25 protein-coding genes and 2 pseudogenes are annotated in these 26,964 nt (G+C 66.1%); 21 read left to right on the top strand and 6 right to left on the bottom strand.

Annotated features, from left to right (window positions below; all coding sequences use genetic code 11):
- Nucleotides 1-65 precede the first annotated feature (65 nt).
- The 15 genes from IG171_RS12345 to IG171_RS12275 all read left to right on the top strand — a co-directional run bounded on the left by IG171_RS12345 (nucleotide 66) and on the right by IG171_RS12275 (nucleotide 17,014).
- Nucleotides 66-3,338 (top strand): DNA polymerase III subunit gamma and tau, encoded by a 3,273-nt coding sequence (locus tag IG171_RS12345; RefSeq protein ID WP_212127728.1) that lies wholly within the window; start codon nucleotides 66-68, stop codon nucleotides 3,336-3,338.
- Complete coding sequence (gene recR, locus IG171_RS12340; protein WP_212127727.1) at nucleotides 3,335-3,940, top strand: recombination mediator RecR; 606 nt, start codon at nucleotides 3,335-3,337, stop codon at nucleotides 3,938-3,940. The genes IG171_RS12345 and recR overlap by 4 nt, the downstream gene beginning before the upstream one ends.
- Before the next feature lie 160 nt (nucleotides 3,941-4,100).
- Entirely contained in the window at nucleotides 4,101-4,802 is a 702-nt protein-coding gene (locus IG171_RS12335; RefSeq protein ID WP_212127726.1) for a DUF2975 domain-containing protein, read from the top strand.
- Nucleotides 4,802-5,053: a helix-turn-helix domain-containing protein gene (locus IG171_RS12330; RefSeq protein ID WP_212127725.1), complete on the top strand. Its 252-nt coding sequence runs from the start codon at nucleotides 4,802-4,804 to the stop codon at nucleotides 5,051-5,053. The genes IG171_RS12335 and IG171_RS12330 overlap by 1 nt, the downstream gene beginning before the upstream one ends.
- Nucleotides 5,054-5,378: 325 nt before the next feature.
- Nucleotides 5,379-6,707, top strand: a complete 1,329-nt coding sequence (locus IG171_RS12325; protein WP_212127724.1) for an aspartate kinase — start codon at nucleotides 5,379-5,381, stop codon at nucleotides 6,705-6,707.
- Entirely contained in the window at nucleotides 6,704-7,756 is a 1,053-nt protein-coding gene (locus IG171_RS12320) for an aspartate-semialdehyde dehydrogenase (RefSeq protein ID WP_212127723.1), read from the top strand. Before IG171_RS12325 ends, IG171_RS12320 begins: the two co-directional genes overlap by 4 nt.
- A gap of 380 nt (nucleotides 7,757-8,136) precedes the next feature.
- Nucleotides 8,137-9,165, top strand: coding sequence for a zinc ABC transporter substrate-binding protein (locus IG171_RS12315; protein WP_212127722.1), 1,029 nt, complete (start codon nucleotides 8,137-8,139; stop codon nucleotides 9,163-9,165).
- Between the two features lie 2 nt (nucleotides 9,166-9,167).
- Entirely contained in the window at nucleotides 9,168-10,031 is an 864-nt protein-coding gene (locus tag IG171_RS12310) for a metal ABC transporter ATP-binding protein (protein WP_212127721.1), read from the top strand.
- On the top strand, nucleotides 10,028-10,936 hold the full coding sequence (locus IG171_RS12305; RefSeq protein ID WP_212127720.1) for a metal ABC transporter permease: 909 nt from the start codon (nucleotides 10,028-10,030) through the stop codon (nucleotides 10,934-10,936). Before IG171_RS12310 ends, IG171_RS12305 begins: the two co-directional genes overlap by 4 nt.
- Nucleotides 10,937-11,001: 65 nt before the next feature.
- On the top strand, nucleotides 11,002-11,961 hold the full coding sequence (locus IG171_RS12300) for a metallophosphoesterase (RefSeq protein ID WP_212127719.1): 960 nt from the start codon (nucleotides 11,002-11,004) through the stop codon (nucleotides 11,959-11,961).
- 36 nt (nucleotides 11,962-11,997) lie between these two features.
- Nucleotides 11,998-14,346 carry a transglycosylase domain-containing protein gene (locus tag IG171_RS12295; RefSeq protein ID WP_212127718.1) on the top strand — a complete coding sequence of 783 codons (2,349 nt, stop codon included), beginning with the start codon at nucleotides 11,998-12,000 and terminating at the stop codon, nucleotides 14,344-14,346.
- Between the two features lie 252 nt (nucleotides 14,347-14,598).
- Nucleotides 14,599-14,754, top strand: coding sequence for a hypothetical protein (locus IG171_RS12290; protein ID WP_009883339.1), 156 nt, complete (start codon nucleotides 14,599-14,601; stop codon nucleotides 14,752-14,754).
- A 61-nt stretch (nucleotides 14,755-14,815) separates the two neighbouring features.
- Nucleotides 14,816-15,289: a RidA family protein gene (locus IG171_RS12285; RefSeq protein ID WP_212127717.1), complete on the top strand. Its 474-nt coding sequence runs from the start codon at nucleotides 14,816-14,818 to the stop codon at nucleotides 15,287-15,289.
- Nucleotides 15,279-16,253 (top strand): hypothetical protein, encoded by a 975-nt coding sequence (locus tag IG171_RS12280; RefSeq protein ID WP_212127716.1) that lies wholly within the window; start codon nucleotides 15,279-15,281, stop codon nucleotides 16,251-16,253. Before IG171_RS12285 ends, IG171_RS12280 begins: the two co-directional genes overlap by 11 nt.
- On the top strand, nucleotides 16,250-17,014 hold the full coding sequence (locus IG171_RS12275) for an MBL fold metallo-hydrolase (protein WP_212127715.1): 765 nt from the start codon (nucleotides 16,250-16,252) through the stop codon (nucleotides 17,012-17,014). Before IG171_RS12280 ends, IG171_RS12275 begins: the two co-directional genes overlap by 4 nt.
- Before the next feature lie 96 nt (nucleotides 17,015-17,110).
- On the opposite strand, the gene IG171_RS12270 is transcribed toward IG171_RS12275, so the two are convergent.
- Entirely contained in the window at nucleotides 17,111-17,788 is a 678-nt protein-coding gene (locus IG171_RS12270; protein ID WP_212127714.1) for a Crp/Fnr family transcriptional regulator, read from the bottom strand.
- A 213-nt stretch (nucleotides 17,789-18,001) separates the two neighbouring features.
- Here IG171_RS12270 and nth point away from each other — a divergent pair, with 213 nt between their 5' ends.
- Together nth and IG171_RS12260 are read left to right on the top strand one after the other, a co-directional pair.
- On the top strand, nucleotides 18,002-18,757 hold the full coding sequence (gene nth, locus IG171_RS12265) for an endonuclease III (RefSeq protein ID WP_249204339.1): 756 nt from the start codon (nucleotides 18,002-18,004) through the stop codon (nucleotides 18,755-18,757).
- On the top strand, nucleotides 18,754-19,533 hold the full coding sequence (locus IG171_RS12260) for a CoA pyrophosphatase (RefSeq protein ID WP_212127712.1): 780 nt from the start codon (nucleotides 18,754-18,756) through the stop codon (nucleotides 19,531-19,533). Before nth ends, IG171_RS12260 begins: the two co-directional genes overlap by 4 nt.
- A 22-nt stretch (nucleotides 19,534-19,555) precedes the next feature.
- Here the strand turns inward: IG171_RS12260 and IG171_RS12255 are convergent, their stop codons facing one another.
- On the bottom strand, nucleotides 19,556-20,410 hold the full coding sequence (locus IG171_RS12255) for an ABC transporter permease (protein WP_212127711.1): 855 nt from the start codon (nucleotides 20,408-20,410) through the stop codon (nucleotides 19,556-19,558).
- A gap of 77 nt (nucleotides 20,411-20,487) precedes the next feature.
- Nucleotides 20,488-21,453 (bottom strand): ATP-binding cassette domain-containing protein, encoded by a 966-nt coding sequence (locus IG171_RS12250; protein WP_212127710.1) that lies wholly within the window; start codon nucleotides 21,451-21,453, stop codon nucleotides 20,488-20,490.
- Nucleotides 21,454-21,559: 106 nt separating this feature from the next.
- On the opposite strand from IG171_RS12250, the gene IG171_RS12245 reads away from it, so the two are divergent.
- On the top strand, nucleotides 21,560-22,558 hold the full coding sequence (locus IG171_RS12245; protein ID WP_212127709.1) for a TetR/AcrR family transcriptional regulator: 999 nt from the start codon (nucleotides 21,560-21,562) through the stop codon (nucleotides 22,556-22,558).
- Nucleotides 22,559-22,677: 119 nt separating this feature from the next.
- Here IG171_RS12245 and IG171_RS12240 read toward each other — a convergent pair whose 3' ends face one another.
- A complete protein-coding gene (locus IG171_RS12240; protein ID WP_212127708.1) occupies nucleotides 22,678-23,085 on the bottom strand; it encodes a phage holin family protein in 408 nt (135 codons plus the stop codon).
- 167 nt (nucleotides 23,086-23,252) lie between these two features.
- A pseudogene (locus IG171_RS12235) lies at nucleotides 23,253-23,534 on the bottom strand (acetyl-coenzyme A synthetase); the annotation flags it as partial.
- 30 nt (nucleotides 23,535-23,564) lie between these two features.
- Between IG171_RS12235 and IG171_RS12230 the strand changes: the two are divergent.
- On the top strand, nucleotides 23,565-24,263 hold the full coding sequence (locus IG171_RS12230) for a recombinase family protein (RefSeq protein WP_212127707.1): 699 nt from the start codon (nucleotides 23,565-23,567) through the stop codon (nucleotides 24,261-24,263).
- Nucleotides 24,264-24,278: 15 nt separating this feature from the next.
- On the opposite strand, the gene IG171_RS12225 is transcribed toward IG171_RS12230, so the two are convergent.
- A protein-coding gene (locus tag IG171_RS12225) for an IS3 family transposase (protein WP_249203671.1) occupies nucleotides 24,279-25,444 on the bottom strand; the annotation gives its coding sequence in 2 pieces (ribosomal slippage) (nucleotides 24,279-25,157 and nucleotides 25,160-25,444; 1,164 coding nt in all).
- Nucleotides 25,445-25,539: 95 nt separating this feature from the next.
- Between IG171_RS12225 and IG171_RS19080 the strand changes: the two genes are divergently transcribed.
- Together IG171_RS19080 and IG171_RS19075 are read left to right on the top strand one after the other, a co-directional pair.
- On the top strand, nucleotides 25,540-26,178 hold the full coding sequence (locus IG171_RS19080; RefSeq protein ID WP_249203672.1) for a site-specific integrase: 639 nt from the start codon (nucleotides 25,540-25,542) through the stop codon (nucleotides 26,176-26,178).
- A pseudogene (locus IG171_RS19075) lies at nucleotides 26,175-26,375 on the top strand (tyrosine-type recombinase/integrase); the annotation flags it as partial. The gene IG171_RS19080 and the pseudogene IG171_RS19075, both read left to right, overlap by 4 nt.
- Between the last annotated feature and the right edge of the window lie 589 nt (nucleotides 26,376-26,964).

Raw genomic sequence — 26,964 nt, 5'->3', positions numbered from 1 at the left:
CGATCAGCTGATGGGCGACAACGGCACCGTGTCTCGTGTCAGCCGTTGGCATTAGGCTAGGGGACGTGTCCACCGCACTGTACAGAAGATACCGCCCAGAAACCTTCGACGAGGTCATCGGTCAAGAGCATGTGACCGATCCGCTGAAGGCCGCCATCGAGCGCGGTCGCATCAACCATGCCTACCTCTTCTCCGGTCCGCGCGGGTGCGGAAAGACCACCTCGGCGCGGATCCTGGCCCGCTGCCTCAACTGCGAGCAGGGCCCGACCCCGGTGCCCTGCGGCGACTGTCCCAGCTGTCGCGATCTGGCCAGCGGGGGACCGGGCTCGCTCGACGTCGTCGAGATCGACGCGGCCAGCCACAACGGCGTCGATGACGCTCGCGACCTGCGTGAGCGCGCCATCTATGCGCCGGCCCGCGATCGGTACAAGGTCTTCATCCTCGATGAGGCGCACATGGTCACCTCACAGGGCTTCAACGCTCTGCTCAAGATCGTCGAGGAGCCGCCGCCGCACATCAAGTTCGTCTTCGCCACGACCGAGCCGGAGAAGGTCATCGGCACGATCCGCTCTCGGACGCATCACTATCCCTTCCGGCTGGTGCCGCCTGAGGCACTGGGCAACTATCTCGACGACCTGTGCAGCCGTGAGAGTGTGCAGGTGGACAAGGGAGTGCTGCCGTTGGTCGTGCGTGCCGGGGGCGGATCCGTGCGAGACACCCTGTCCGTGCTCGACCAGCTCATCGCCGGTTCCGGACCCAACGGCGTCGACTACGGTCGGGCCATCGCGCTTTTGGGCTACACTCCGGATTCGCTGCTGTCCGATATCGTCGACGCGTTCTCCGCCGGTGACGGAGCAGGCGTCTATCGCGCCGTGGAGCGAGTGATCGAATCCGGTCAGGATCCCAGGCGCTTCGTCGAGGATCTGCTCGAACGCTTCCGCGATCTCATCGTCATCAACGCCGCCCCCGAGGCCGCTCATGCCTTTCTGCCAGAAGTCCCGCCGGACCGTTTGGAGCGTCTGACTCTCCAAGCCAACGGCTTCGGTCAGGGAGAGCTCTCCCGCGCGGCCGATCTGCTCAACGCCGGCCTGACGGAGATGTCGGGAGCGACCTCGCCGAGGCTGCAGCTCGAGCTCATCTGCGCCCGCATCCTGCTGCCGGGATCGGGACGGAGCCGGGACGCCGTGCTCAGCCGGGTCGAGCGGATGGAACGTCGCATCGGAATGTCGGCCACGGGTGCGGCTTCGAACCTGCCGCCCGCACAGGCTCCCGGGCCGGAGCAGGCGCCGGCGCCCGGCGCGGCCTCGCCCGGCAGTGGGGCACCGGAAGCTTCAGCCCCTGCCGCCGCCGGACGAGGAAGCGGTGCGGCTGCGGACACGAACCAGTCCTCGGCCGGCAAAGATGACTTCGACGACATCGCGGCCATGGCCGTCGCCGCTGAGTCGATGCTCAATGAGCCGGCCCAACCGACCCGATCCACCGGACCCGAGGAATCGTCCCCGACGGCGCAGGAGCCCGAAGCCGCCCCTGCGCCCGAGCAGTCCGGGCCTGCCTCTGCGCCGGGGCACGGTGATCAGCAGTCGGCGGCCTCGCGCCCGAACGAACCGCAGCCCAACGCGCCCGAGCCTTCGGGGCCCGAGACTGCCGCTGCTGAACGGAATGGCCGTCCCGCGGATGCCCCCGCATCCGAGACGAGTGCGCCCGAAACCGGGCGCGGTCAGGACGCGCCGGAGCCGACGGCGGCGCCCCAGCCGACGGCGGCGTCCCAGCCGCCCTCGCAATCCGAGTCGAGGGCCGCCCCCGAGGCCACCTCGGTGGCGGGGTCCGGAGACATCGGCGGAGAGATCGAAGCGATCCGTCGTGCCTGGCCGAGCATTCTGTCCGCCGTGGAGAAGCGCAGCCGCCTTACACGTGCGATCATCGCCGCCAACGCGATTCCTCAGTCGTTCTCCGACGGTGTGGTCTACCTCGGATTCAACAATCCCGGATCCGTGCAAGGATTCCAACAGCGCGATCACGCGGCCAAGCTGGCCGGCGCGATCAACGACGTCCTCGGCATTCAGGCACGCATCGACATCGGCGACGTCGGACGCCTCGGCGGTGGCGGACACGGCCGAAGCAGCGGCAATCAGGGCAAGGGAGCCTCGAGCCCACCTCTGAACGACGGGGGAGGCAACCACGGCCCGGCCCCCAGTCAGCGTCGGCCGAGCCCGCAGGAAGTCGCCGCCGTCGTCGGCACTCGTGAGGTCGACAAGCCGCAGGTCGACCACGAGAAGTTCTGGGAACCAAGCGGGCCCACGCAGGGCCCCTGGTCCTCCGACGACGAGGAGGGAGAACAGTCGGCCCCACCCAGCGATAGCGGCCACCTCGGCGAGGCGGAGCCGGCCGACCAGGACTCGGCAGAGCAGACCGGCCCGGACCCGGTCGAGCAGGCCGACCAGGACTCGGCAGAGCAGATCGGTCCGGACCCGGTCGAGCAGGCTGGCGCTGAGCGTGCCGATGGGACCGATGCAGACCTCAACGACCGAGCCGACACGAGTCCGACGGCAGACCGAGCCGATGGAGTCGGTGCCGAAGACCAGCCCCCTGAGATCATCGTGCCCGACCTGTCCGATGACGACTTCTTCGGACCGTCGGCCGGCCACGAGCCCGGCCCGGCTGAGGCTCCCGGGCGCCCCGAGGGCGTCTCACCCGGTGAAGGCGGCCCCCGCCGCAGTGATGGCGCCTTCGATGGGGGCGGCGTTTCCGACGAGCCTGCGCCGATGGAGTACGTCGAGCCACGGTGGGAGGAACCGACCTGGCACGACGGCCCCGCTTCCGGTCGGCCTGACGACGGACCCTTTGCCGCCGGTGACTCCTCCGCGGTCGATGCCACGAGCGCCGGCAGCGGTGCCGTCGACGTCGGTGCCGTCGTCGTCCCCCCGCCCGACGACGATCTCGACAGCTCCGAGCCCGGGCAGGACCCCTTCGGGACAGAGGCCCAGACTTCACCGGGCCGGTCGACGCCTCCCGTCCAGTCCGCACCACCGGTGCCGAGCCACGGGAGGGAGACGAAGCCATTCAAGTCCCGCTTCGCCGCGCTCGCCGAGAAACACGGAGTCCACACCACTCCGGTCAGCGAGTCCGGATTCGCATCCGGCCCGGCGGCGGAGACCGCGAACGGTTCGGGGCCGAACGCCACAGCACCCGAGGCGAACGCCCAACCGCAGAACTCAGGATCGGACGAGGACGAGTATGATCCGGAGACGGACCTCGACGTCTCCGAGGCCCCCCAGGTCGGGGTCGACGTGATCGCCCGGGTCCTCGGCGGTGAGATCATTGATGAAAGAGAAGTATGAGCGCTGTCTATGAAGGAGCCCTCCAGGACCTTGTCGAAGAGTTCGGCAAGCTTCCCGGCATCGGGCCGAAGTCGGCGCAGCGACTCGCCTTCCACATCCTGCAGACCGATGAACAGGACGTCAGCGCCCTCGCGCAGGCGCTCACTGACGTCAAGCAGCGGGTGCGGTTCTGCGACATCTGCGGCAATGTGTCCGAAGAGGCCGAATGCACCGTCTGTCAGGACCCGCGCCGCGACCGATCGATGATCTGCGTGGTCGAGGAGCCCAAGGACGTCGTGGCCATCGAGCGCACCCGCGAATACCGCGGTCTCTACCATGTCCTCGGCGGCGCGATCGACCCGATGGCCGGGGTCGGCCCGGACAATCTGCGCATCAAGGAGCTCATGACCCGCCTGCAGAACGGCGAGGTCAAGGAGGCCGTGATCGCCACGGACCCCAATCTCGAAGGCGAAGCCACCGCCACCTACCTCGTGCGTCTGCTCGGATCGCTCGGCGTGACCGTGACCAGGCTGGCCTCGGGCCTGCCCGTCGGAGGCGACCTCGAATACGCCGACGAAGTCACCCTCGGCCGGGCATTCTCCGGTCGCCGCGAGATCGACTGAGACCGCCTCGGGCACACCGAGCTTCCCCGCTCGAACCATTGACTCCATATCGATTATCGTGAAACATATCGTTTATCGATATATCGATCAACGGTAAGCGATGATCGTCGCCGAGCGTCAGCGGCCGGGTGCCGAGGCGCACCGGAGGAGTGGAGAAGCCATGTCACAGAAGAGAAGAGGACCTGCAGGTCCCGACCGAGAGGACGAATCCGGGCGCGAGGATGCCGTCAGGGCTGAGCCCGGCGCGGGGGAGGCCTCGCCGGTCGAGACGGTCAGGCCGAAGGCCTTCGGCACCGGGTACGAACTGTGGGTCGGGCTGGCTGTCGGCTTCTACGTCGTCTATTCGGCCGCCGACCTGATCTCCGGCCTCGTCGATTCCAGACTCAGACTGCCCTTGGACTTCGAGTCCGAGGCTGTGTCGACGCTCGACCTGCCTCAGAGCTCGGCGACGCTCATGGGCCTCACCCAGATCTCAGTGCCGGTGGCCGATCTCGGCGCCGCCGGCATCACGCTGGTCTGGATCGCGAAGATCGTGCTCATTCTCACCGTCCTCGGGGCGGGGATCGCAATCGTGCCGGTCATCAGGGACATAGCCGCGGGGACGCCGTTCTCGGCTCGAGCGATCAGGGCGCTGGGGGTCCTCGAGTGGATCGTGGCCATCGGAGCCGTCCTCTACTTCGCGACGATGACCATCGGAACCAATGAAGTCGCGTTCGACCTCGGCATCGTCAAGGCAGTGGGGCCGGGCATCACGACCATGCAGGCATTCGTCGTTCTCGGAATCATCGGCGGAGCCGAGCTGCTGCGCCGCTGCTTCCGCTCGGGACAGGCGGCCCAGGAAGAACTCGAAGGGCTCGTGTGATGGTGGAGGAGTTCGATTCGCACCGCGTGGTCTGTCACCTCGACGCCCTGCTGAGGCGACAGGAGATGAGTCTGACCGAGCTGTCTCGTCGCGTCGGAGTCTCCCTGGCCAATCTCTCGGTGCTCAAGAACAACCGGGCCAGAGCCGTCAGGTACTCCACCCTCATCGCGCTGTGCCGAGTGCTCGACTGTCAGCCCGGTGACCTCTTCACCGTGCGACCCCGTCAGGACCGAGCGCGCGATCAGGACTGACCCGACTGCCGGACTGTCTGGACCGACCGGACCACCAGGCTGTCAGCGGAATCGGAGACAAGTCAGGCGCGGGCGCGGACGGGCCCGCTTCTCGCCCGCGAGCGCGCCTGAGGTGCCGGTTCGACCCGGCCGGTGGAGGCGGGCAGAACAGCGGCCCACATGGCGGGCGAAGGTGAACCGAGATGATCTACCTCATACAATGGTCGAGGTGCCGGGAGCCCGACACGGCTGAAATCCTGATCGATGCAGCACGAGACCTCCATGTTTGGAACCATGGAATCGATCACCTGGCACGGAACTTATCAGCGATAAGGAAGATACTGCAGTGAGCATAGTCGTCCAGAAGTTCGGTGGGTCCTCGGTAGCCGATGCGGAATCGGTCAAGCGGGTGGCCAAACGAATTGTCGAGTACCGTCAAGCCGGCCACGAAGTAGTTGTCGTGGTGTCGGCCATGGGTGACAGTACCGATGATCTCATCGACTTGGCCCAACAGGTTTCTCCCATGCCCCCCGCCCGCGAACTCGACATGCTGCTGACTGCCGGTGAACGCATCTCGATGGCGGTCCTGGCCATGGCGATCGCCAATCTCGGGTTCGAAGCCCAATCATTCACCGGTTCACAGGCCGGAGTCATCACCGATGAGCAGTTCGGCAAGGCCCGCATCATCGATGTCACACCCGGTCGGATCCGTTCGTCCCTCGACGAGGGATACGTTGCCATCGTCGCGGGATTCCAAGGCGTCAGCCAGACCGCGAAGAACATCACCACGCTCGGTCGCGGCGGCTCCGACACCACGGCCGTGGCGCTCGCCGCGTCCCTCGACGCCGATGTGTGTGAGATCTACACCGACGTCGACGGTGTCTTCACCGCCGACCCGCGCATCGTGGACTCGGCACGCAAGATCGACGAGATCGGCTATGAGGAGATGATGGAGATGGCCGCCTCGGGCGCCAAGGTCCTCATGCTCCGGTGCGTCGAGTACGCCCGCCGCTACAACGTGCCCGTGCACGTGCGGTCCTCATTCTCTCGCAATCAAGGAACCTGGGTGACCGATTCACCCATCCCCGAAGCCTTCCGACAGGGTCGGGGAAAGTCGACCCCGGCAGCAGCGGAATCAGAAACGGAGTCCACCATGGAACAGGCAATCATTTCCGGCGTCGCCCATGACCGCTCGGAAGCCAAGGTCACGATCGTCGGCGTTCCCGATGTCCCCGGCAAGGCTGCTGAGATCTTCAACACGTTGGCCCAGCAAGAGGCCAATATCGACATGATCGTGCAGAACATCTCCACCCGTGATCCGGGCAAGACGGATATCTCGTTCACCCTGCCCATGGCCGATGGCGCCAAGGCGCTGGAGGCCCTCGACGCGGTGAAGACCGAGATCGGCTTCGACCAGGTCCGCTACGATGATCAGATCGGCAAGCTCTCGGTCGTCGGCGCCGGAATGCGCTCCCACCCGGGTGTGACCGCGACGCTGTTCGAAGCGCTGAGCGACGCCCAGGTCAACATCGACATGATCTCCACCTCGGAGATCCGCATCAGCGTCGTCACCCGAGCAGACCTGCTCGACGACGCGGTCCGGGCCGCCCACGCCGCCTACGGACTCGACAGTGAAGACAACGAAGCAGTGGTGTACGGAGGTACCGGACGATGAGTGTCAATATCGGAGTAGTCGGAGCAACCGGCCAGGTCGGAGGCGTCATGCTCGACCTCCTGGCCGAGGACCCAGGGTTCGAGATCGGCACCCTGAGGCTGTTCGCCTCGGCCCGTTCGGCTGGGAAGACCATCGATTTCAAGGGACAGCCCATCACCGTCGAGGACGCAGCCGAGGCCGATCCGAGCGGACTGGACATCGCCCTGTTCTCCGCCGGCGGAGCGACCTCCCGCGCCCAGGCCGAACGGTTCGCCGCCGCCGGCGTCACCGTCGTCGACAACTCCTCGGCCTGGCGTTCGGACCCGGAGGTCCCGCTCGTCGTCAGCGAGGTCAACCCCGGGGCCCTCGACGCAGTGGCCAAGGGCATCATCGCGAACCCGAACTGCACGACCATGGCCGCCATGCCCGTGCTCAAGGCCCTCCACGCCGAGGCGGGACTGCGCCGACTCATCGTCTCGACCTATCAGGCGGTGTCCGGTTCCGGACTGGCCGGCGTCGAGGAGCTCGCCGGTCAGCTCGAGGCCGGAATCCCCGATGCCCGCAAGCTCACCCGCGACGGTTCCGCCGTGTCGCTGCCGGCCCCGGAGAACTACGTCGAACCGATCGCGTTCAACGTCCTGCCGATGGCCGGCGGCGTCGTCGACGACGGTCAGAACGAGACCGATGAAGAGAAGAAGCTGCGCAACGAGAGCCGGAAGATCCTCGATCTGCCCGACCTCCCGGTCGCCGGCACCTGCGTGCGGGTGCCCGTGTTCACCGGGCACAGCCTGAGCATCCACGCCGAATTCGACTCCGAGATCACCCCCGAGCGCGCAGCAGAGGTGCTCGGTGAGGCTCCCGGCGTCGTCCTCGACGAGGTCCCGACCCCGCTCAAGGCCGCCGGGGCCAACGCCAGCTTCGTCGGCCGCATCCGCGCCGACCAGTCGGCACCGGCAGGCAAGGGGCTCGTCCTCTTCGTCGCCAACGACAACCTGCGCAAGGGCGCAGCGCTGAACACGGTCCAGATCGCCGCGCTGCTGGCCGCGAAGCTCGAGGCGCAGGCAGCCTGATCGGCACCTGGCCCATCAGCTGCGGCCGTCAGTGATCGGCTGTGATGCCGTGACGAACCGCTCGGGAGAATCCTCCCGAGCGGTTCGTCGTCTTACGAGGCGGCCAACCACGGTCGATCAAGGGCGCGCTCGCATGTGGATCCGAGGAACGTTTCGTTTTTGCGCGCGGCCTTGATCGAGGGTGCGCCGCCTCGATCGAAGAACGCGGCCTTGATCGAAGAGCGCCGCCTTGAACGAGGGCGCCTGGGTACGCCCGACGGGGGAGCGCGCGGTGACGCATAAAAGCGTTTCTATATATAAATATTTATATTAGTGCCGGGCCGTTGATCTGAGTATCGTCGACGGTGTCGAACACACCCCGATGCCCTGAAAGGCCCGACATGACTCCTTCCCGAACAGTCCTCACCACCGGAGCCATCGCCGCATCGGCGGCTCTGGTCCTCAGCGGGTGCGGGAGCGGGGCCTCAGGCGCGGAATCCGGGGAGCTTTCGGTGGTGACGTCGACGAACGTCTACGCCGATATCGTCTCCCAGATCGCCGGTGACTTCGCCGAGGTGACTGCGGTCATCGACGATCCGAATCAGGATCCGCACTCCTACGAAGCGACCACCCAGGACCGCCTCAAACTGTCGAAGGCCGACCTCGTCGTCGAGAATGGCGGCGGCTACGACGCGTTCATGACCACGATGCTCGAGGCCTCCGGGGCCGAAATCGACACCATCGACACGGTCTCGATCTCCGGTCTTCCCGGGTCCGACGACCTCGGCAACGAACCCCACGACCACGATCATGGCGAAGGCGACGAGCACCATCATGGTGACGACGAAGCGTATGCCGGCGGCCACACTCACGATGATGACAGCCACGACCACGGAGACTTCAACGAGCACCTGTGGTACTCGGTGCCGACGATGACGAAACTCGTCGACGAGGTCGCGACCCACCTCGGCGAGTCCCTGCCCGAACACAAAGACGAATTCCAGTCCAACGCGAAGGACTACAAGGCCGAGCTGGACGAACTCCAGGGCCAGATCGAGACGGTCAAGGACGACCACGGTGGTGAGAAGGTCGCCGCGACCGAACGCGTGCCGCTGTGGCTGTTCGCCGATATGGGGCTTGAGAACATCACCTCCGATGACTTCCTCGCCGCCGTCGAAGAGGGCAACGATGTGCCGCCGATGGTGCTCAAGGAGGCGGAGAAGCAGATCTCCGACGGGGAGGCCGTGCTGCTTGGATACAATACTCAGGCGGCCGGTCCCCAAGCGGAGCAGCTGAAGTCCACGGCCGAGAAGTCCGAGGTCCCGATCATCGATCTGGCCGAGACCATGCCCGCGGATGAGGACTACATCGACTGGATGGGCGGCTACATCACCGACATCTCCACAGCACTCGAAGGACACAAGCACTGACAATGGTCAAGGAATCCGAACTCGTCGCCCCGACGACGCCGCAGCAGCCGGTGATTCGTCTGCGCGGTGCCGAACTGCGGTTCGGTCCCCGCCTGCTCTGGCATGACCTCGACCTCGATGTCGCACCCGGTGAATTCGTGGCGGTCCTCGGCCCCAACGGCACCGGCAAGACCTCCCTGCTCAAGGTGCTGCTCGGGCAGAACACACTGTCGGCCGGCACCGCCGAGGTGGCCGGGCAGAGAGTGCATTCGGGCAACCCGGCCATCGGCTACATCCCCCAGCAGCGCGGGATCGACCCGCACACCCCGATGCGCGGCCGCGACCTCGTGCGGATGGGCATCGACGGACACAAGTGGGGGACGGGCCTGTTCTCGCGGGGACGGAAGAAGAAGGTCGACGAGCTGCTCGCCGCCGTCGGCGCCACCGACTACGCCCATGCTCCTGCGGGAACCGTCTCCGGCGGTGAGCTGCAGAGGCTGCGAGTCGCCCAGTCCCTGGCCAACGATCCCTCGGTGCTGCTGTGCGACGAACCGCTGCTGTCGTTGGACATGCACCACCAGAAGGTCGTCGCCGCACTCCTGCACGAACAGCGGGTCAAGCGCGACGCCGCCGTCGTCTTCGTCACCCACGAGATCAACCCGATCCTTCCCTACGTCGACAGGATCCTCTACATCGTCGGCGGGCATTTCCTCGTCGGCACCCCCGCCGAGGTGATGACCACCGAGTCCCTGTCCCGCCTCTACGGTTCTCCGGTCGAGGTGGTCCGAGTCGGAGGCCGCCTCGTCGTCGTCGGCGGCGAGGAGGAGTGCGTCGACCATCATCACCTCGATAACGAACTCGAACCGGAAAGCGCGGTGGGCCGATGAGCGCGGCAGAGATCTTCGCCAACCTCTTCACCTTCGAAGACTATGGGGAATTGGTCGCACTGCTGGCCAATTCGCTCATCGCCGCGGCACTTCTGGGGGTCGTCGGGGGCCTCATCAGCGTCTTCGTCATGGCTCGAGACATCCCCTTCGCCGTCCACGGCATCTCCGAACTCTCCTTCGCCGGGGCCGCATTCGCCCTGCTCATCGGCTTCGACGTCGTGGCCGGGTCGATCATCGGCTCGATCATGGCGTCGCTGATCATCGGAGTCGGGGGAGCCAAGGCCTCGGAGAAGAACGCCATCATCGGTGTGCTCATGCCCTTCGGCCTGGGACTGGCGATCCTCTTCCTCGCCCTCTACGACGGCCGCGCGGCGAGCAAGTTCGGGCTGCTCACCGGTCAGATCGTCGCGATCACACCGGGCCAGATCCTCACCCTCATCCTCTGCTCGCTCGCCGTGCTCGTCGTCCTGGCCATCGTGTGGAGACCGCTGATGTTCGCCAGCCTCGACCCCGGGGTGGCCAGGGCCAAGGGAGTGCCGGTCTCGGCGCTGACCATCGTCTTCATGCTCACCCTCGGCCTGGCCGTGGCCCTGAGTGTGCAGGTCGTCGGTGTCCTGCTCGTCCTCGCCCTGCTCATCACCCCGGCAGCCGCTGCCACACAGCTCTCGGCCTCCCCGGTGTGGGTGCCCGTGCTCAGCGTGATCTTCGCCGTCACCGCCTCGGTCGGGGGCATCCTCATCGCGCTCGGCTCACCCGTGGTCCCGATCAGCCCGTTCGTCACGACGATCTCCTTCCTCATCTACCTCGTCTGCCGACTCGTCGGCAGCCGCCGGATGAAGGCGCTGGACCGTCGCCGCGTCGCTCGCGCCGCCGAAGAGCACAACACGTCGCTGGCCGCAGCCTGACGACGGCACCGCTTCGTGCCCCGTGGCTGTCAGGCGGAACTGCGGGAGCGGATAGAGTTGGGGGAATGAACAAGCGTGCACTCCTCGCCGGGGGCCTCGCCGCATCCGCGGCCGCCGGCATCTGGGGCGCGGTCATCGAACCGCACCTCTTCGCCGTCCGCCGACACACCCTTCCGGTCCTGCCGGCCGGTGCCGCACCCATCCGGGTCCTCCACGTCTCCGACCTGCACCTGGCTCCCTGGCAGAAGCATCGCGCCGCCTGGGTCAAGGCTCTGACCCGACTCGACCCCGACCTCGTCGTCAACACCGGTGACAACCTCTCGGCCGATATCGTCCCGCGTGTGCTCGACGTCTTCGACGAACTGATCGACGTCCCCGGTGTCTTCGTCCTCGGGTCCAACGACTTCTTCTCCCCGCAGGCGAAGAATCCGGCGACGTATCTGCGCTCGCCGTCCCAGGTCAAGCACCGGGTCGAACCCGATCTCGACGTCAAGGCGCTCATCCGCGGATTCGAAGGTGCGACCGCGCAGCCTGCAGAGACCGCTCGGGGCTGGCATTTCCTCGACAACGCCGAGGCGAGCCTGAGTGTCAAGGGCACCCGCATCGACTTCTGCGGACTCGGCGATGCCCATATCGACCGTGATGACATCCGGTGGAGCAGCGGCACGCCCGGCCAGGGGCGCCTGGACTATCCGCGCTTCGACCCCGAGGCCGGTCTGCGGGTGGGCGTGACCCATGCTCCGTATTCGCGGACATTGGCGGCGTTCGCCTCGGCGGGGGCGGACCTCGTCATGGCCGGGCACACGCACGGTGGACAGATCCGGGTGCCGTTCTGGGGCGCTCCGGTGACGAACTGCGATCTCGACCGAACACGCGCGAGGGGTGTTTTTCCGTACCGGCGAACCCTCGTCGAGATCTCGGCGGGGCTGGGCTTCTCCCCCTACTCACCTGTGCGTTTCTCCTGCCGACCCGAGGTCAGTCTGCTCACCCTCGTGCCCAGAACCCAGTCGCTCAGCGGTTTCTGAAGGTCTGCACAGGGCGAATTCGTTAAACTGGCTCTCATGGTGTCTCCTGAGTCAAAGCCCACACCGACCAAAATGGGCGCGTTCATGCAGTTCGTGGCCGTCAGCGCGGTGGCGGGGATCGTCGCCGCCGGTCTGGCCATCCCCGGAGTCGGCGTAGCCACAGCCAGTGCGAACAGTGCGGTTGAGATCTTCGATTCGCTTCCCGCCACCTTGGAGATCAAGGATCTCGGCGAGAAGTCGACGATGCTCGCCTCCGACGGTTCCGAGATCGCGGAGTTCTACTGGCAGAACCGCGTCGAGGTTCCGCTCGACGAGATCTCCGAGGACATGCAGAACGCGACGATCGCCGTCGAGGACTACCGGTACTTCGAACACGGCGGTGTCGACATCGAGGGCATCGCACGTGCAGCGGTGCACAATATGGTGTCCTCGACGACGCAGGGCGGATCGACGCTGACCCAGCAGTACGTGAAGAACGTGCTGGCGGAGAACGCCCATGCCGAAGAGGACGCCGAAGGCGTCGAGGCGGCGAAGGAGTCCGACGGAGTCGAAGGCTATGCGCGCAAACTGCGTGAGGCCAAACTCGCGGTCGCGGTTGAGAAGAAGTACGACAAGAAGGAAATCCTCAACCGCTATATGAACATCAACAACTATTCGGGATCACCGAACGTGTACGGCGTCGAAGCCGCCGCCTACCGGTACTGGGGCATCCACGCCAAGGACCTCAACATCCAGCAGTCAGCGATGCTCGCCGGCATCGTGCAGAACCCATCGGCCTTCAACCCGCAGCGGTTCCCCGATCAGGTGCTCAAGCGTCGCAACACCGTGCTGGGGCAGATGCACAAATACGGCCACATCACGAAGGAGGAATACGACAAGGCGGTCAAGACCGATCTCGACCTCGATCTGCATGAGACACCGAACGGCTGCACGGCGGCCAAGAGCAATGCGGAGTTCTTCTGCAACTACGTCCAGAACGTGATCATGAACGACGACACCTTCGGGGATACGGCCGATGAACGGCTCGCGTTCCTCCAGCGGGGTGGTCTGACGATCAAGACCAGCCTCAATCCCGATATCCAGAAGATCGCGGACAAAGAGATCAAGAAGCGTGTGCCCGTCGGCGATCCCTCCGGCGCCGGCCACGCCCTGGTGACCATCGAACCCGGCACCGGCGAGGTCATCGCCATGGCCGAGAACCGCGAGTACACGGCCGGCGAGGTCAAGAAGAAGGACAGGAACAAGAAGACCTCGATCAACTACGCCGTCGACAAGAAGCACAACGGCGGCGGCGGTTTCCAGGTCGGTTCGACGTGGAAGCCCTTCGTCCTCGCGGCCTGGCTCAAGGAAGGCAAGAGCCTCAACACCACTGTCAATGCCACGAAACGCAATTTCCCTGCCAGCTCATGGACGTACGACGGTTGCCCGAGCATGGCCGGAGACTGGGATCCGAACAACGCCGGCGACGGTCAGGGCAAGGGCTCGATGACCGCGCTCGAGGCGACGAAGAACTCGGTGAACACCGGTTACGCGGCCATGGGCAACCGAATGAACATGTGCGACATCATGGACACCGCGATGGACCTGGGCATCCGCTACGGCAGCGGTGAGAAGCTGGACTACGAGAATGAGAACGGGTTCATCCAGGCGCTGTCCCCCTCGTCGATCCTGGGAACGACGGAGACTACACCCATCGCCATGGCAGCGGCCTTCGCGGCCTTCGCGAACGAAGGCGAGTTCTGCGGGCCCAAGCCGATCACCGAGATCAAGGACCGCAACGGCGAGAAGCTCGACCTGCCGGGCGAGGGCTGCAAACGCGTCCTCGACAAGGACGTCGCCAAGGGCGTCGCCTATGCGCTGACGCAGACATTCAAAGGCGGTACGACCTCCGGTCTGGGCATCGGAGTCCCTGCGGGCGCGAAGACCGGTACGACGAACTTCGACGTCGGCCACACCTGGCTGCTCGGCTTCACGAAGACCCTGTCCACGGCCGTGTGGACCGGTGATCCATCGGGCACCAGGGACTGGCGCTACGACGGTGCCGGTGCGGTCAGTGGTCACGTCTACGGTGCCACGATCTCCGGTAAGACCTGGCAGGCTTATATGAGCCAGGCGGTCAAGGAGACCAAGGGCAACACCGGATTCCCGAAGCCCAGCAGCAAGTACCTCAAGGGAGGCGGATCCGGAGGCGGCGGTGGCTCCTCGACCAGCGGCCGCAGCGGCGGCGGTGGCGGCGGCACCGGCGGCGGAGGAAACGGCGGTGGCGGCACCGGCGGAGGCGACGGCGGCGGCGGTGGCGGCACCGGCGGAGGCGACGGCGGCGGTGGCGGCACCGGCGGAGGCGACGGCGGCGGCGATGAGGCACCCGGCCTCGGCGGCAACTGAGTCGAACAACTGAGCCGAAGGGCTGAGCGAGCCGAAGGACTGGGCGTCTCTGCCGAGTGCAGCAGCCCGTGAAGAAGGCGGGGAGGAGCCGATTCCTCCCCGCCTTCGGCCATCCATGCTGTCCCGCTCCTCGGCGGGAGTGCTGACTCGACTCGGACTGAGCTAGTCTGGGGACGGAACCGCGTCGTCGACCGTGCCTGGGACATGCCCGGCAGAATCCGCGCGTCGACGCACACCCTACCGAGGAGAATCATGACCAAGTGGGAATACGTCACCGTGCCGCTCATCGTCCATGCGACGAAGCAGATCCTCGATCAGTGGGGCGAGGACGGATACGAACTCGTGCAGGTCGTACCGGGGCCGGACAACAACGGACTCGTCGCCTACCTCAAGCGCCCGAAGGAATGATCCGCCCGCTTCGCTCCTGAGTGAGGACAGCACATACTCAACCCACTTCGAAAGAGGACCCATGTCCAAAACCCTTGACCGCATCGCCGAGCTCGGCCTCGATCTGCCCGAGATCGCCGCCCCCGCCGGCGCCTACGTCCCGGCGCTGCGAACCGGCAACTACGTCTACACCTCCGGTCAGCTGCCCGTCGTCGACGGAAAACTGCCGGCCACCGGACATCTGGGCACGGATGTCGATGTCGACACCGGCTACCAGCTGGCTCGCACCGCCGGCCTCAACGCCCTGGCCGCGATCGCGGGAGTCATCGGGGACCTCGACCGGATCGTCCGCGTCGTCAAGGTCACCGGCTTCGTCAACTCCGCCGACGACTTCACCCAGCAGCCCGCCGTCATCAACGGCGTCTCCGAACTCTACGGGGAGATCTTCGGCGATCGCGGACAGCACGCTCGCAGCGCCGTGGGAGTGAACACCCTGCCCCTGGGCACCCCCGTCGAGGTCGAAGTCGTCGTCGAAGTCTCAGGCGATGCCGCCTAGCGGACGCACACTGCCCGTCTCGTCGGAACTGCGGTGGCTGCTCGACCACTGGCAGTCCGACGGGCGGTGGCCCGTCCCCGAGGCCCCTCGACCCACCTCGGCGATCGTGCTGATCAGGGACGCTTCCGATGGTCTGGAAGTCTTCATCACCCGCCAACTCGACGCCCGCGGCGTCGAGGACCGCAACCGGTGGGCCTTCCCCACCAGCAGTCTGCGCCCGGGAGATGCGCGGAAGCTCCCGCTGACCGGATGGAACTCCGCCCGCTGCGCCCGCGCGCTGCGCATCGAGAACAGGTCCAGAGCGCTCCACCACTTCTCCGCGGCCGCGCGCATCGCCTTCGCCGCCACCGGCATCCTGCTGGCCGAGGACGTCGACCGAGAACTCGTGGCCGCCCCGCAGACGGACTGGCGCACCACCCGGTCCCGGCTGTTCTCCAACGAGATCACCTGGTCACAGGTTCTGCGCGACCGTGACCTGAAGCTGCGCGCGGACCTGTGCAAACCATGGCTGCGCTGGATCAACACACCGACTCAGCTGCACCGCTTCGACACCACTTTCTTCATCGCCACCGTGCCCTTCGGCCAAGAGGTCGACTTCCTGTCCCCGAACGAGACCTCGGGCGGCTGGAAGCGTCCGGCTCAGGTGCTCGACGAAGTCGGCGGCGATCCCAACAGCATCGGTGCCAGCACCCGCCTCATCGTCGAGAGCCTCACCGAGGTCGCGACCGTGGGTGCGGCCATGGCGCAGGTGCGCAACGTCCACCCGCTGCGCCCGGAGGTCACCCGCGACGACGGCGACTGGAAGATCGTCATCCAGACCGGCAGGGACCCGCACAGCAAGGGCACCCTGCGCGACAGGGCGATCGCCGTCGGCGAGCACGATACCGACCACAGCCCCGGATTCCTGTCCCGCGGCGACGACGATGATGACGAGACAATCGACGAGGAGAGCGACGACTCATGAGAATCCGTGCGAACAATCCCGGCCCGATGACCCTGTCCGGGACGAACACCTACGTTCTCACCAGCCAGGACGACGATGCGGCCGTGGTCATCGACCCCGGCCCGGAGTCGACTGAGCACCGGGAGGCATTCCTCGCCGAGGTGGGCCACCGGAGCCTGCGTGCGATCGTGCTCACCCACCAGCACGCCGATCACTCGGAGATGCTCGGCAGCGTCGACCGATGGGCCCCCGATGTTCCCGTCTACGCCGCACTCGACCGCTTCGCCCGCCATGCGGACCCGGTGGCCGACGGCGACCGGATCGCCTTCGGCGACGCCCCTGCCGATGTCCTGCGTGTGGTGTCGACCCCCGGCCACACCAGCGACAGCATCAGCCTCATCCACGCCGGCGCCCTCTACAGCGGCGATACGATCCTGGGGGAGGGAACGACGATCGTGACCCACCCCGAAGGGTCCCTGCGCGACTATCTCAACTCCCTCGACCGGCTGCGCAGCCTGCTCGACGACGAAGCGTTCGCGATCATCGAACCCGCCCACGGCCCCCGCATCGACGACCCAGCCGAGGCCATCGACTACTACCGGGCCCACCGTTTGGAGCGCATCGACCAGGTCAGGGCCGCACTCGACCGGGGAGCGACGACCGCGGCCGCGGTCTGCGACATCGTCTACCACGATGTCGACGCCGGTGTGCGGCCGGCCGCCGAGCAGATCGTCAAGGCCCAGCTGGCCTACCTCGACGCTCTGCCCGCCGCCGACGCCTGAGACCGCGACCGACGCAGAAACGCCCGGACACCGAAGCGTCCGGGCGTTCGAGCGTCAGCGGCGCCGGTGGGCTGGCCCGCCGGAGACGCAGGAGGGTCAGCGGGCGCGGTTGCGCATGCGGTCCATGTCGAGGATGACGACCGAACGGGCCTCGAGGCGGATGAACCCGCGAGCGGCGAAATCGGCGAGGGCCTTGTTCACGGTCTCACGCGAGGCACCGACGAGCTGCGCGAGCTCTTCCTGGGTGAGGTCGTGGGCGACGAGGACGCCGTCCGGAGCCGGCTTCGAGAAACGTGCGGCCAGATCGAGCAGAGCCTTGGCCACACGGCCGGGAACATCGGAGAACACGAGGTCACCGACGGTCTCATTGGTCCGGCGCAGACGCTGAGCCAGGGCCTTGAGGAGGTTCATGGCCGCCTGGGGGCGTTCGTTGAGCCAGGTCGTCAGGTCTTCGTGCTTGAGGCTGAGCAGCTCCGATTGGGAGACCGCGGTCACGGAAGTCGACCGCGGACCCGGATCGAAGAGGCTGAGTTCGCCGATGATCTCGCCGGGTCCGACCACGGACAGCAGGTTCTCGCGGCCGTCGGAGGATTCACGACCGATCTTGAGCTTGCCCGCGGAGACGATGTAGAGCTCATCGCCGGCATCGCCTTCGTTGAAGAGCACGGTTCCCCGACGGAGACTCCGCGGGTTCATGAACTTCATCAATGCACTGGTGGCTTCGTCGTCCAGACCTGCGAAGAGCGTCGCGCCCCGCACCACTTCAATATCCACTGGTTCCTCCTTGTCGTGATAATCACACATAAATCTACCTGGTCAACTGCATCGATACCAGCAAAGACGCGGGAGTGTGGCCCACCAATATGAAAACCGGGCCTGCTCGTCACCGTGCCATCGACACCGTACAGCCGCCATGATCGGCCAGCTGGCGGGTGTGAGGGGCCTCACTGCGGAAACAGGGGGCACGGATTAGGATGGTGAGCTGTGTTGACGGTGGCTGAGAAGAGTGCGCGGAAGTTCGCGAAGGAGACCCCGCTGGGCCGGACCCGGCGGGCACGGAAGATCAATCGGATTCTCGCCGAGGTGTACCCGAACGCGAAGTGCGAACTCGACTTCGACACCCCGTTCCAACTGCTCATCGCCACCGTTCTATCGGCACAGACGACCGATATCCGCGTCAACGCGGTCACGCCCGGCCTCTTCGCCGCTTTCCCCGACGCCCACAGCCTGGCCGTGGCCAATCTCATCGAGGTCGAGGAACTCATCCGCTCCACCGGCTTCTACCGGTCCAAGGCCCGCAATATCGTCAAGCTCGCCGATGACCTCGTCGAGACGCACGACGGTGTGGTTCCCGACGATATGGACGCTCTCGTCAAGCTCGCCGGCGTCGGCCGCAAGACCGCGAACGTCGTTCTGGGCAACGCCTTCGACACCCCGGGCCTGACCGTCGACACGCACATGGGGCGCCTGGCCCGACGCTTCGGCTGGACCGAGGAGACCGACCCGGTCAAGGCCGAGAACGACATCGCCGCCCTGTTCCCGAAGAAGGAACTCACCGTCCTCTCGCACCGAGTGATCTTCCACGGACGCCGCATCTGCCATTCCCGCAGACCCGCCTGCGGCGCCTGCCCGCTCACCGCACTGTGCCCCTCCTTCGGCATCGGCGAACTCGATCCGGAGAAGGCCCGGTCCCTCCTCCGGTTCGAAATGTCCCCCGAGGCGACGTCGCAGGCACGATCATGAGCGCCGAGGCCGACCGCCGGTCCGCACACTCGTCCGACGGGCGTTGGGACGGCGAGATCCCGCAGATCCCCCGCGAGTCCGCGACGATCGCCGACGGCGCCCTGCGCTCCCAGCTGGAGACCCTGGCGCATTCGCACGGGGCCCCGCCGTGGATGCGGAGGATGCAGAAGGCCGTCGAGGCCGAGGCCAGGGACGCCGCCGTGCTCATGCTCTTCGGTCGCGGGGGACAGGCCCGCACCGAGGCAGGGCGGGCCGAGAACAGGCGACTGACCGAGCTCGGCGTCGCCGATGTCGACATCGTCCTCCTGCAACGAGCGGCCACCCTGCGCCACCACCCCGGTCAGGTCGCCTTCCCCGGCGGCGGACGCGATCCGGAGGACCCGTCGATCACCGCTGCGGCACTGCGCGAGGCCGAGGAGGAGGCCGGAATCGCTCCGAGCACCGTCGAGGTGCTCGGCACCATGGACCCTCTCTACATCCCCGTCAGCGGTTTCGAGGTCACCCCCGTCATCGGATACTGGGCGCAGCCGGGTGCTGTGCAGGTGATGGACGAACGGGAGTCCTATTCCGTCTACCGGGTCTCGATCGCCGACCTCGTCGCACCGGCCAACCGCGGCACGTTCTCCCGCCCGGACCTGAAGATCACGACTCCGGCCTTCGACGTCGGCGTGCTCAAGGTCTGGGGGTTCACAGCAGGAGTCCTCGACTACGCACTCGACCACCTCGGCTGGGCAGGCGACTGGGACGCCGGGGTCCCGATCGAGATCGACGACTGACCGCTCGGGCCGTGATCCCGCCTCACCGCCGACCGGCCTTCGTGCGGAACAGCGCGCCGGCCCACGCCATGGCCAGGGCGAGGATGAGAAGACACCAGGCAACGGCGAGGGGCCCGGAACTGCCCATCTCTGTGCCGATGAGCAGTGCTCGCAGGACGTCGATGACCGGAGTGAGAGGCTGATTGTCGGCGAAGGCCTCCAGCCATCTCGGCATGGTCTCGACGGGTACGAATCCGCTGGAGACGTAGGGGAGGAACAGCAGGATGAAGCCGTAGCCGCTCGCCGATTCGGGTGATCTCGCAGCCAGTCCGATAGCTGCGAAGAGGTAGGTGATCGCCAGTATGTAGAGCGCGACGAGTCCGATGGCCATCAGCCAATCTCCGAATCCGGCCGAGGGACGGAAGCCGATGGTGACGGCAACGAGGATGACGATGGCGGTTGCGAACAGGTTCTTCACCAGACTCGCCGTCACATGTCCGGTGATGACGGCAGAGGCACGCACGGGCATCGTCCGCAGACGGTCGACGAATCCCGAGGTCATGTCGGTGGCCACCGACAGCGATGTCGAGGCCGCACCGAATCCGGCGCAGGTCAGGACGATCCCCGGAACCACATAGTCGACGTAGCCTCCGTCGGGGTCGAGCGCGCCTCCGAAGACGAAGGTGAACATGAGCATGAGCAGGACCGGCAGCGCGACCGCCATGAGCAGGGACTCGACGTCACGCAGGGCGTGCCTGAGGTTCCTGCCGATGAAGATCGCTTCGGCACTGAGGCCGTGCGGCCGAGTGCGGATGTTCCGAACCGACGGCGGGGAGACGGGATCTGCGACAGGTGGCGAGGCGGGATGGGTCGTGGCGGTCGGGGGACTGTCTGACATGATGGTGACCTCTCTGACAGGCGTTGAAATGACGGTTGGCACGCGGCGGTCGAATCGACACGGCGGCCGGCGAGGGCTCAGTGAGGCGAAGTCGCCGAGGTGAAGGTGAGGAAGACATCGTCGAGGCTGGGACTGTGCAGTGACACGGAGGCCTCGGGCGACTCTTCGACCCATGGCTCCAACGCCGAGGCGAGACCGCGGACCGTGCCGTCCGAGGGAGAATCGGCCAAGTGACTGCCATCGGCGGCGCGGATGGCCACAGTGTCCTCTCCGACCCGGGCCTTGAGCTCCTTCGGAGTTCCCAGCCCCGCCAGGCGCCCATGATCGAGCAGACCGATCCGGTCGGCCAGAGCATCGGCCTCATCGAGATACTGGGTCGTGAGGAACACCGTGGCTCCGCCCCGGGCGAGCTCGTCGACCTCGTTCCACAGCTGCTGCCGTGAGCGGGTGTCGAGCCCTGTCGTGGGCTCGTCGAGGATGAGCACCTCGACCGGGACGACGAGACTGAGGGCGAGGTCGAGCCGGCGTCGCATACCACCGGAGAGGGCGCCGACGCGGGTCCTCATGAAGCTCGCGAGACTGAGCCTGTCGGCGAGCGTCTCGCTCCTCTCCTTCGCCTCCCGCCGTCCCAGACCGGAGAGCCTGCCGAGCAGGACGAGGTTCTCCGCTGCCGTGAGGTGGGCGTCGACGGCGGCTGATTGGCCGGTGACGGTGAAGAGTCGCTTCGCCTCGGCGGGGTCGGCGTGCACATCGACATCCATGACCCGGACGGTTCCGGCGTCGGCGCGGAGCAGGGTGGTGAGGACGTTGATGCAGGTCGTCTTTCCGGCTCCGTTGGCTCCGAGCAGGGCGAACACCTCGCCCCTGTCGACCTGGAGATCGAGTCCGTCGAGGACGGTCTTCGCGCCGAACGCCTTGCTCACGCCGGTGAAGGCGATTGCGGCATGCTGGGCTTCGTCCGCAGACGGTGCGCGTGCGTGTCGTGAGATCTGGGTGCGGTCGGTTCCGCCCGATGCTGTTCCGGTGATGTCGCGATCGGCCATGGCTGCGTCCCTTCTCGAGGAGTCTCTCTGGAGGCATCTGTGTATGTCGAAAACTGTATATGACAGTAACACGCAATATATGACGTACACAATATAGGATGGCGAAATGAGCACAGATGATCCGATCGAGCAGCTTCCCAGCGGTATCGCTCTGGCGTGGGGTGTGGCCGCGACTCCGCAGCGGGGACCCAAGCGTGAGATGAGTGTGGAGAAGATCGTCGACGCCGCGATCGAGCTCGCCGATAGGGAGGGCATCCAGGCGGTGTCGATGTCGGCAGTGGCGAAACGGCTCGGCTATACGCCGATGTCGCTCTATCGCTACGTCAGTTCCAAGGACGATCTGCTGCTGCTGATGCAGGAGGAGGCGACCGGACTGCCGCCCGAGGCGGGGGAGGAATCGCCCGGTTGGCGGACCCGACTGCGAGAGCTCTACGAGGCGGCCTCCCAGGTCTACGTCAGTCAGCCCTGGCTGCTGTCCCTGCCGATCACCGGCAGTCCCATCACGCCGAACAGCTCTGCTTGGCTGGAAGCGGGGCTCGCAGCGCTGGCGGAGACCTGCCTGACGCAGGACGAGCGCATCGCCGCCTCTCTGCTCGTCACCGGTGCCGCCCGGTGGAAGGGGCTGGTCATGGCCGGCTACGAGGAGGAGAGCCGGACCAGCGGTCTGAGCGCCGAGGAGGTGGCCGCGCGGGAGGCTCGGCTCTTCGACGCCGTCATCACCGTCGACGGATATCCGTCTCTGCGGCGGGCGATCGACGCCGGCGTCTTCACCTCGGAGTCCGATCCCTTCGACTTCGGATTCGAACGGGGCCTCGACGGCCTGGAGGCCTATATCGATCGGGTCGCTCGCGAGCGCAGCGGTGCGCTGACCGATCCGCCGGCCGAGGATCCGGCTTCGCAGGGCGGGCGGGGCAGTGGGAGCAGCTCGGACGACGCAGAGGACTCGTCCGTGATCAGCGATGATGACCCCGATGTCGTGGCGGACAAGAAGTTCAGAGAGGCTCAGAAGGCGGTCAAGCAGGCGCAGAAGGTCCTGGCCGAGGCGCGCAAACGAGAACGTCAGACGTTGCGCGAGGCGAAGGAACGAGTCGCAAAGCGCCGCTGAAGCGCACCTCGGCTCGGTCTCCGGACCGAGCCTGAGAGGAGGTCACCGGCGCCGGGAGCGGCCGAGACGACGACAGCGGCGCCGACCGTGTGGTCGGCGCCGCTGTCTGTGATCGGGTCTCAGTATCGCGGTCCCGAGGGGTTCTTCAGTGCCCGCTTGACGGAGGCGATCAGGGACTTGGCCGAACCGATCGCTGTTCCCGGGACCGGATTGCCCTTCTTGAACAGCGGGAGCGCGACGAGGACGAGGGCGATCGCGATGACGGCGAGGATGCCGAAGACGATGAGGAAGCTGCCCCACCACGGCCAGCCGAGGCCCTCATGGAAGGCGGCGGCACCGGCGAAGATCACCATGAACGACGACAGGAAGAGCAGGAAGAGGGCGGCGACTGCCAGACCCGCCCCGATGCCCAGGTTCTTGGCACCGGCAGTGGCCTCGGCCTTGGCCAGCGCAATCTCTTCCTCGGCGATCGCTTTGGAATCGTCGCTGATGCCTTTGATCAGTTCGCTGATCGACCTCTCGGCCATGAGTGCTCCTAAATCGAGAACGGGGACAATCTAACTTAAGAGTAGTCTGAAGGAGCCCTGCGGCCAAGGCGAATCGGCGGGCGAACCCGCCGGATCCGGACCGATTCGCCGCATCGATCCGTCCCCGGCGGGCTGCGTCACCGTCGCGATCACTGGGGCCGGTCGGCTCAGACCTCCGCCACCGACTTCTCGATGGTCTCCATCACCGAGGCATCGGCCAGGGTCATCGTATTGCCGATCTCGCGATTCTCCGCGACGTCCTTGAGCAGACGCCGCATGATCTTGCCCGAGCGGGTCTTCGGCAGGTCGGTGACGATGTGGACCTTCTTCGGCTTCGCGATCGGACCGATGTCCTTGCCCACGTGCTGTCGCAGCTCCTCTGCCGTCTCGGCGGAGTCCTCGATGCCGTTGAACACGATGACGAAGGCGATGACGGCCTGTACGGACGTAACCAGACGTCGCTAATTGTGCAATAATGCGTGAAAACCGACGACGGGGGCCACGTGACCAGCGATGACGAACGAACGGAAGGCAATCGCTGCGCCATCTACACGCGGATCAGCGACGACCGCGAGGGCGAGGCGAAGGTCGTGCAGCGGCAAGAGGACGACTGCCGGAAGCTCGCGGAGCGCCACGGTCTAGAGGTCTACGAGCTATACAGCGACAACGACATCGGTGCGTCAGGCAAGACAGACAAGCGCAAGAAGCGCGTCGACTACCCGCGAATGATCGCTGACGCGAAGGCAGGCAAGTTCGAGTACATCATCGCCTACTCGTTCTCACGGATCACACGACGACCGCGAGAGTTCGAAGACCTCGTTGAACTCGCCAACAACCACCAGATCAAGTTCAAGACCTGCGTGTCGGGCGAGCCGGACTTGAGCACCGCAGATGGACTCATGACCGCGAGGCTCGTTGCGAGCATCGACGCCGCAGAAGCGGATCGCATCTCCGAACGAGTGCGACGAACAAAGCTAGCTAATGCCCGCAAAGGTGAAGTCGCAAGACAATGGAAGCGACCGTTCGGCTTTCAAGAGGATGCAGTGACCCACCACCCGGAGGAAGCGCAACTCATACGAGAGGCAGTGGACGACATCATCGCGGGCGCGTCGCTCACAGCCATCAGGCGCAAGTGGGAGCGCGAGGGCGTGAAGACCTCGGGACTGCCGCACCGATAGGTGACAGTTGGGGTGTCAGGCCGCGAGGCTCACGGCCGGGTTCATGATGGTCTCGTATTCGATGGGGGTCAATCGGCCCAGACGGGCCTGCCGGTGACGGCGGTGATAGGTCCTCTCGATCCAGGTGATGATCGCGATGCGCAGCTCCTCTCGGGTCCGCCACCGCTTGCGGTCCAGGACGTTCTTCTGCAGCAGGGCAAAAAACGACTCCATCGCGGCATTATCGCCGGCGGCACCGACCTTGCCCATCGACCCGATGAGGTGATGACGGTTCAACGCGTGGACGAACTTCCGGGACCTGAACTGAGAGCCGCGGTCCGAATGCACGATGCAACCAGCGGCGTCGCGACGCCTGGATATCGCGTTGTCCAGCGCATTCACTGCGAGGCGAGCCTTCATCCGGTCGCTGATGGAGTAGCCGACGATGCGGCCGGAGAACACGTCCTTGATCGCGCAGAGGTAGAGCTTGCCCTCGTCGGTCCAGTGCTCGGTGATGTCCGTCAGCCACAGTTCGTTGACGTCATCGGCGGTGAAGTCCCGTTTCACGAGGTCGTCGTGGACGGGCGGGCCGGGGCGCTTTCCGTTCTTGCCGCGCTTCTTACCGAACACGGACCACCACTGGTTGTCCCGGCAGATCCTCCACGCCGTGCGCTCAGACATCTTCTCGCCGGTTTCGGCGGCTTCGTCGACCAGGAGCCGGTAGCCGTACTCGGGGTCGTCGAGGTGGGCGCCCCGCAGGGCATTGGCTCGGTAGGCCTCGACGAGCTCAGCCTGGGTGACCTGCTGATGCCGCCAGCGGTAGTAGGGCTGGCGGGAGAGCTTCAGGACCCGCAGGGACACCGCGACGGGAATGCCGTCGTCGGCGAGCTCTCTCACGAGCGGGTACCACCTTTTCCCGGCAGGTTCGCCTGGGACAGGTAAGCAGCAGCGCGGCGCAGAACCTCGTTCTCCTGCTCCAGCAGCCGGTTGCGGCGGCGGAGATCGCGCAGTTCCGTGGAGTCCTCACGGGTCTTCCCGGGCCGGTTGCCGTCGTCGATGTCGGCTTGGCGGATCCATTTGTGGAGTGTCATCTCGTGGACGCCGAAGTCCTTCGCGATCTGCGCGATGGTGACGCCGTCCTCACGGGACCGGGCCACTCGCACGACATCTTCGCGGAACTCCTGGGGGTAGGGAGCGGGCATGGTGCACATCCTTCCAGGCCGCCCTACGGGTAAGCCAGATCAGATGTCACCTATCCGCGCGGCAGTCCCTGGTCTTTCCGGCTAGTTTTGGGATCATGGAACCGACGACCTCTCTGACTCCCGAAAGCGGGGGAGGAGCCGGCTTCGAGCAGCTCGCCGCACGCTGGCTCGGCGGCCTCGCGCCGACCACCGTGCGCGGCTACCGCGCCGACGTCCGCTCGTGGCTGCGCTGGTGCACCGACAGCGGCATTGACCCCCGAACCGCGTCCGGACGCGACCTCACCGCGTACCTCGCCTCGATCTCACACCTGGCCACCTCAACCCAGGTGCGTCGCCTGGCCGGCATCCGCAGCTTCCACGTCTGGCTGCGCGACGAAGGAGTGCTCGTGGCCGTCCCGGAGCTGTCGGTCGGCGCCGCGCCCCGTACCCGTGGCCGCGACGATGCCCGCCTGCTCGGCCTGGACGCCCAGGGCGCCGCCGCGCTCATGACGGCCGCCGATGCACACTCACCCCGCATGGCGGCGCTCATCGCGACCCTGCTGACCACCGGAGCGCGCATCAGCGAAGCCCTCGACCTCACGCCGGCGCGGCTGCGCGCCGGTGCCGGCGGCCGCGTCACCACCACCATCACCGGCAAAGGCGGGCGCATGCGCACCGTCGTCGTCCCCCCCCGCTTGCGCTGGAACGCCTCGACGCCATCCGCCCCGACAGCCCCGATGGGCTGTTCTTCGTGACACGTACAGGAAAGGCTTGGACACAGCGCGAAGTCCGCGACGCCCTCACCCGGCTTGGCCGCCGGCGCGGCCTGCGCCTCCACCCTCACCTGCTGCGCCACTCCGCCGCGTCCATCAGCCTCGCGCGCGGCGCGAACATCGAAGCCGTGCGCGACATGCTCGGCCACGCCTCGCTCTCGACTACTCAGCGCTACGTCCGGGCCGCCGCCACCCTCGACGGGTCGCCGGCCTACAGCCTCGCCGCCGCTGTCGCGCCCCCGCATGACCAGTAAGTCAGCGGCCTTCCTGTTAGCCCTTTGCAGACTGTTGAGCCACTGCCTCCGCGGCACATTTGTCTGCGAGGTCTTTCAGAGCCTCTTCGCCCGAAGCTTTCCGGAAATAATGGCGCGCTGTAAACATTCCTGTAACCGCTAGTACTAACGTGAGGCCGAGGGCCACGACTGGAATCCAGTAAGATATTTCTGTGAGTACCTCGTCCGACAGCTTCAGGAAGAAGCCGGCAACCAGCACCACCAAGCCTATCGCTCCGCTCAACAGGCCGAATGTCGTTGTGCTAGACGTAGCCTTCCAACGTGCCTGTTCACTCCGCTTCTCGGCGAGGACTCGCTGGTAAGTCGTGTGAGCGATAACAACTTCAGGGCCCTCTAGGGGTTCGGTTTCTCTTCCGAGGATTGCTTGGGCCCGTATTGAAACCGTTCCTCGAGAGTCATAGAAGCCTTTTTCAGTTTTCTTTTCGGCGCGCTGCTCGAGGAGCTTTAGCCGACCTAATCACGAAGGTCGACTTAA

Origin of the sequence: Brevibacterium sp. SMBL_HHYL_HB1, assembly GCF_018208375.1 — a bacterium.
GTDB lineage: Bacteria > Actinomycetota > Actinomycetes > Actinomycetales > Brevibacteriaceae > Brevibacterium > Brevibacterium intestinavium.
Note: the sequence above shows the minus strand (reverse complement) of the source record. Positions and strands in the feature narration are given on the sequence as shown.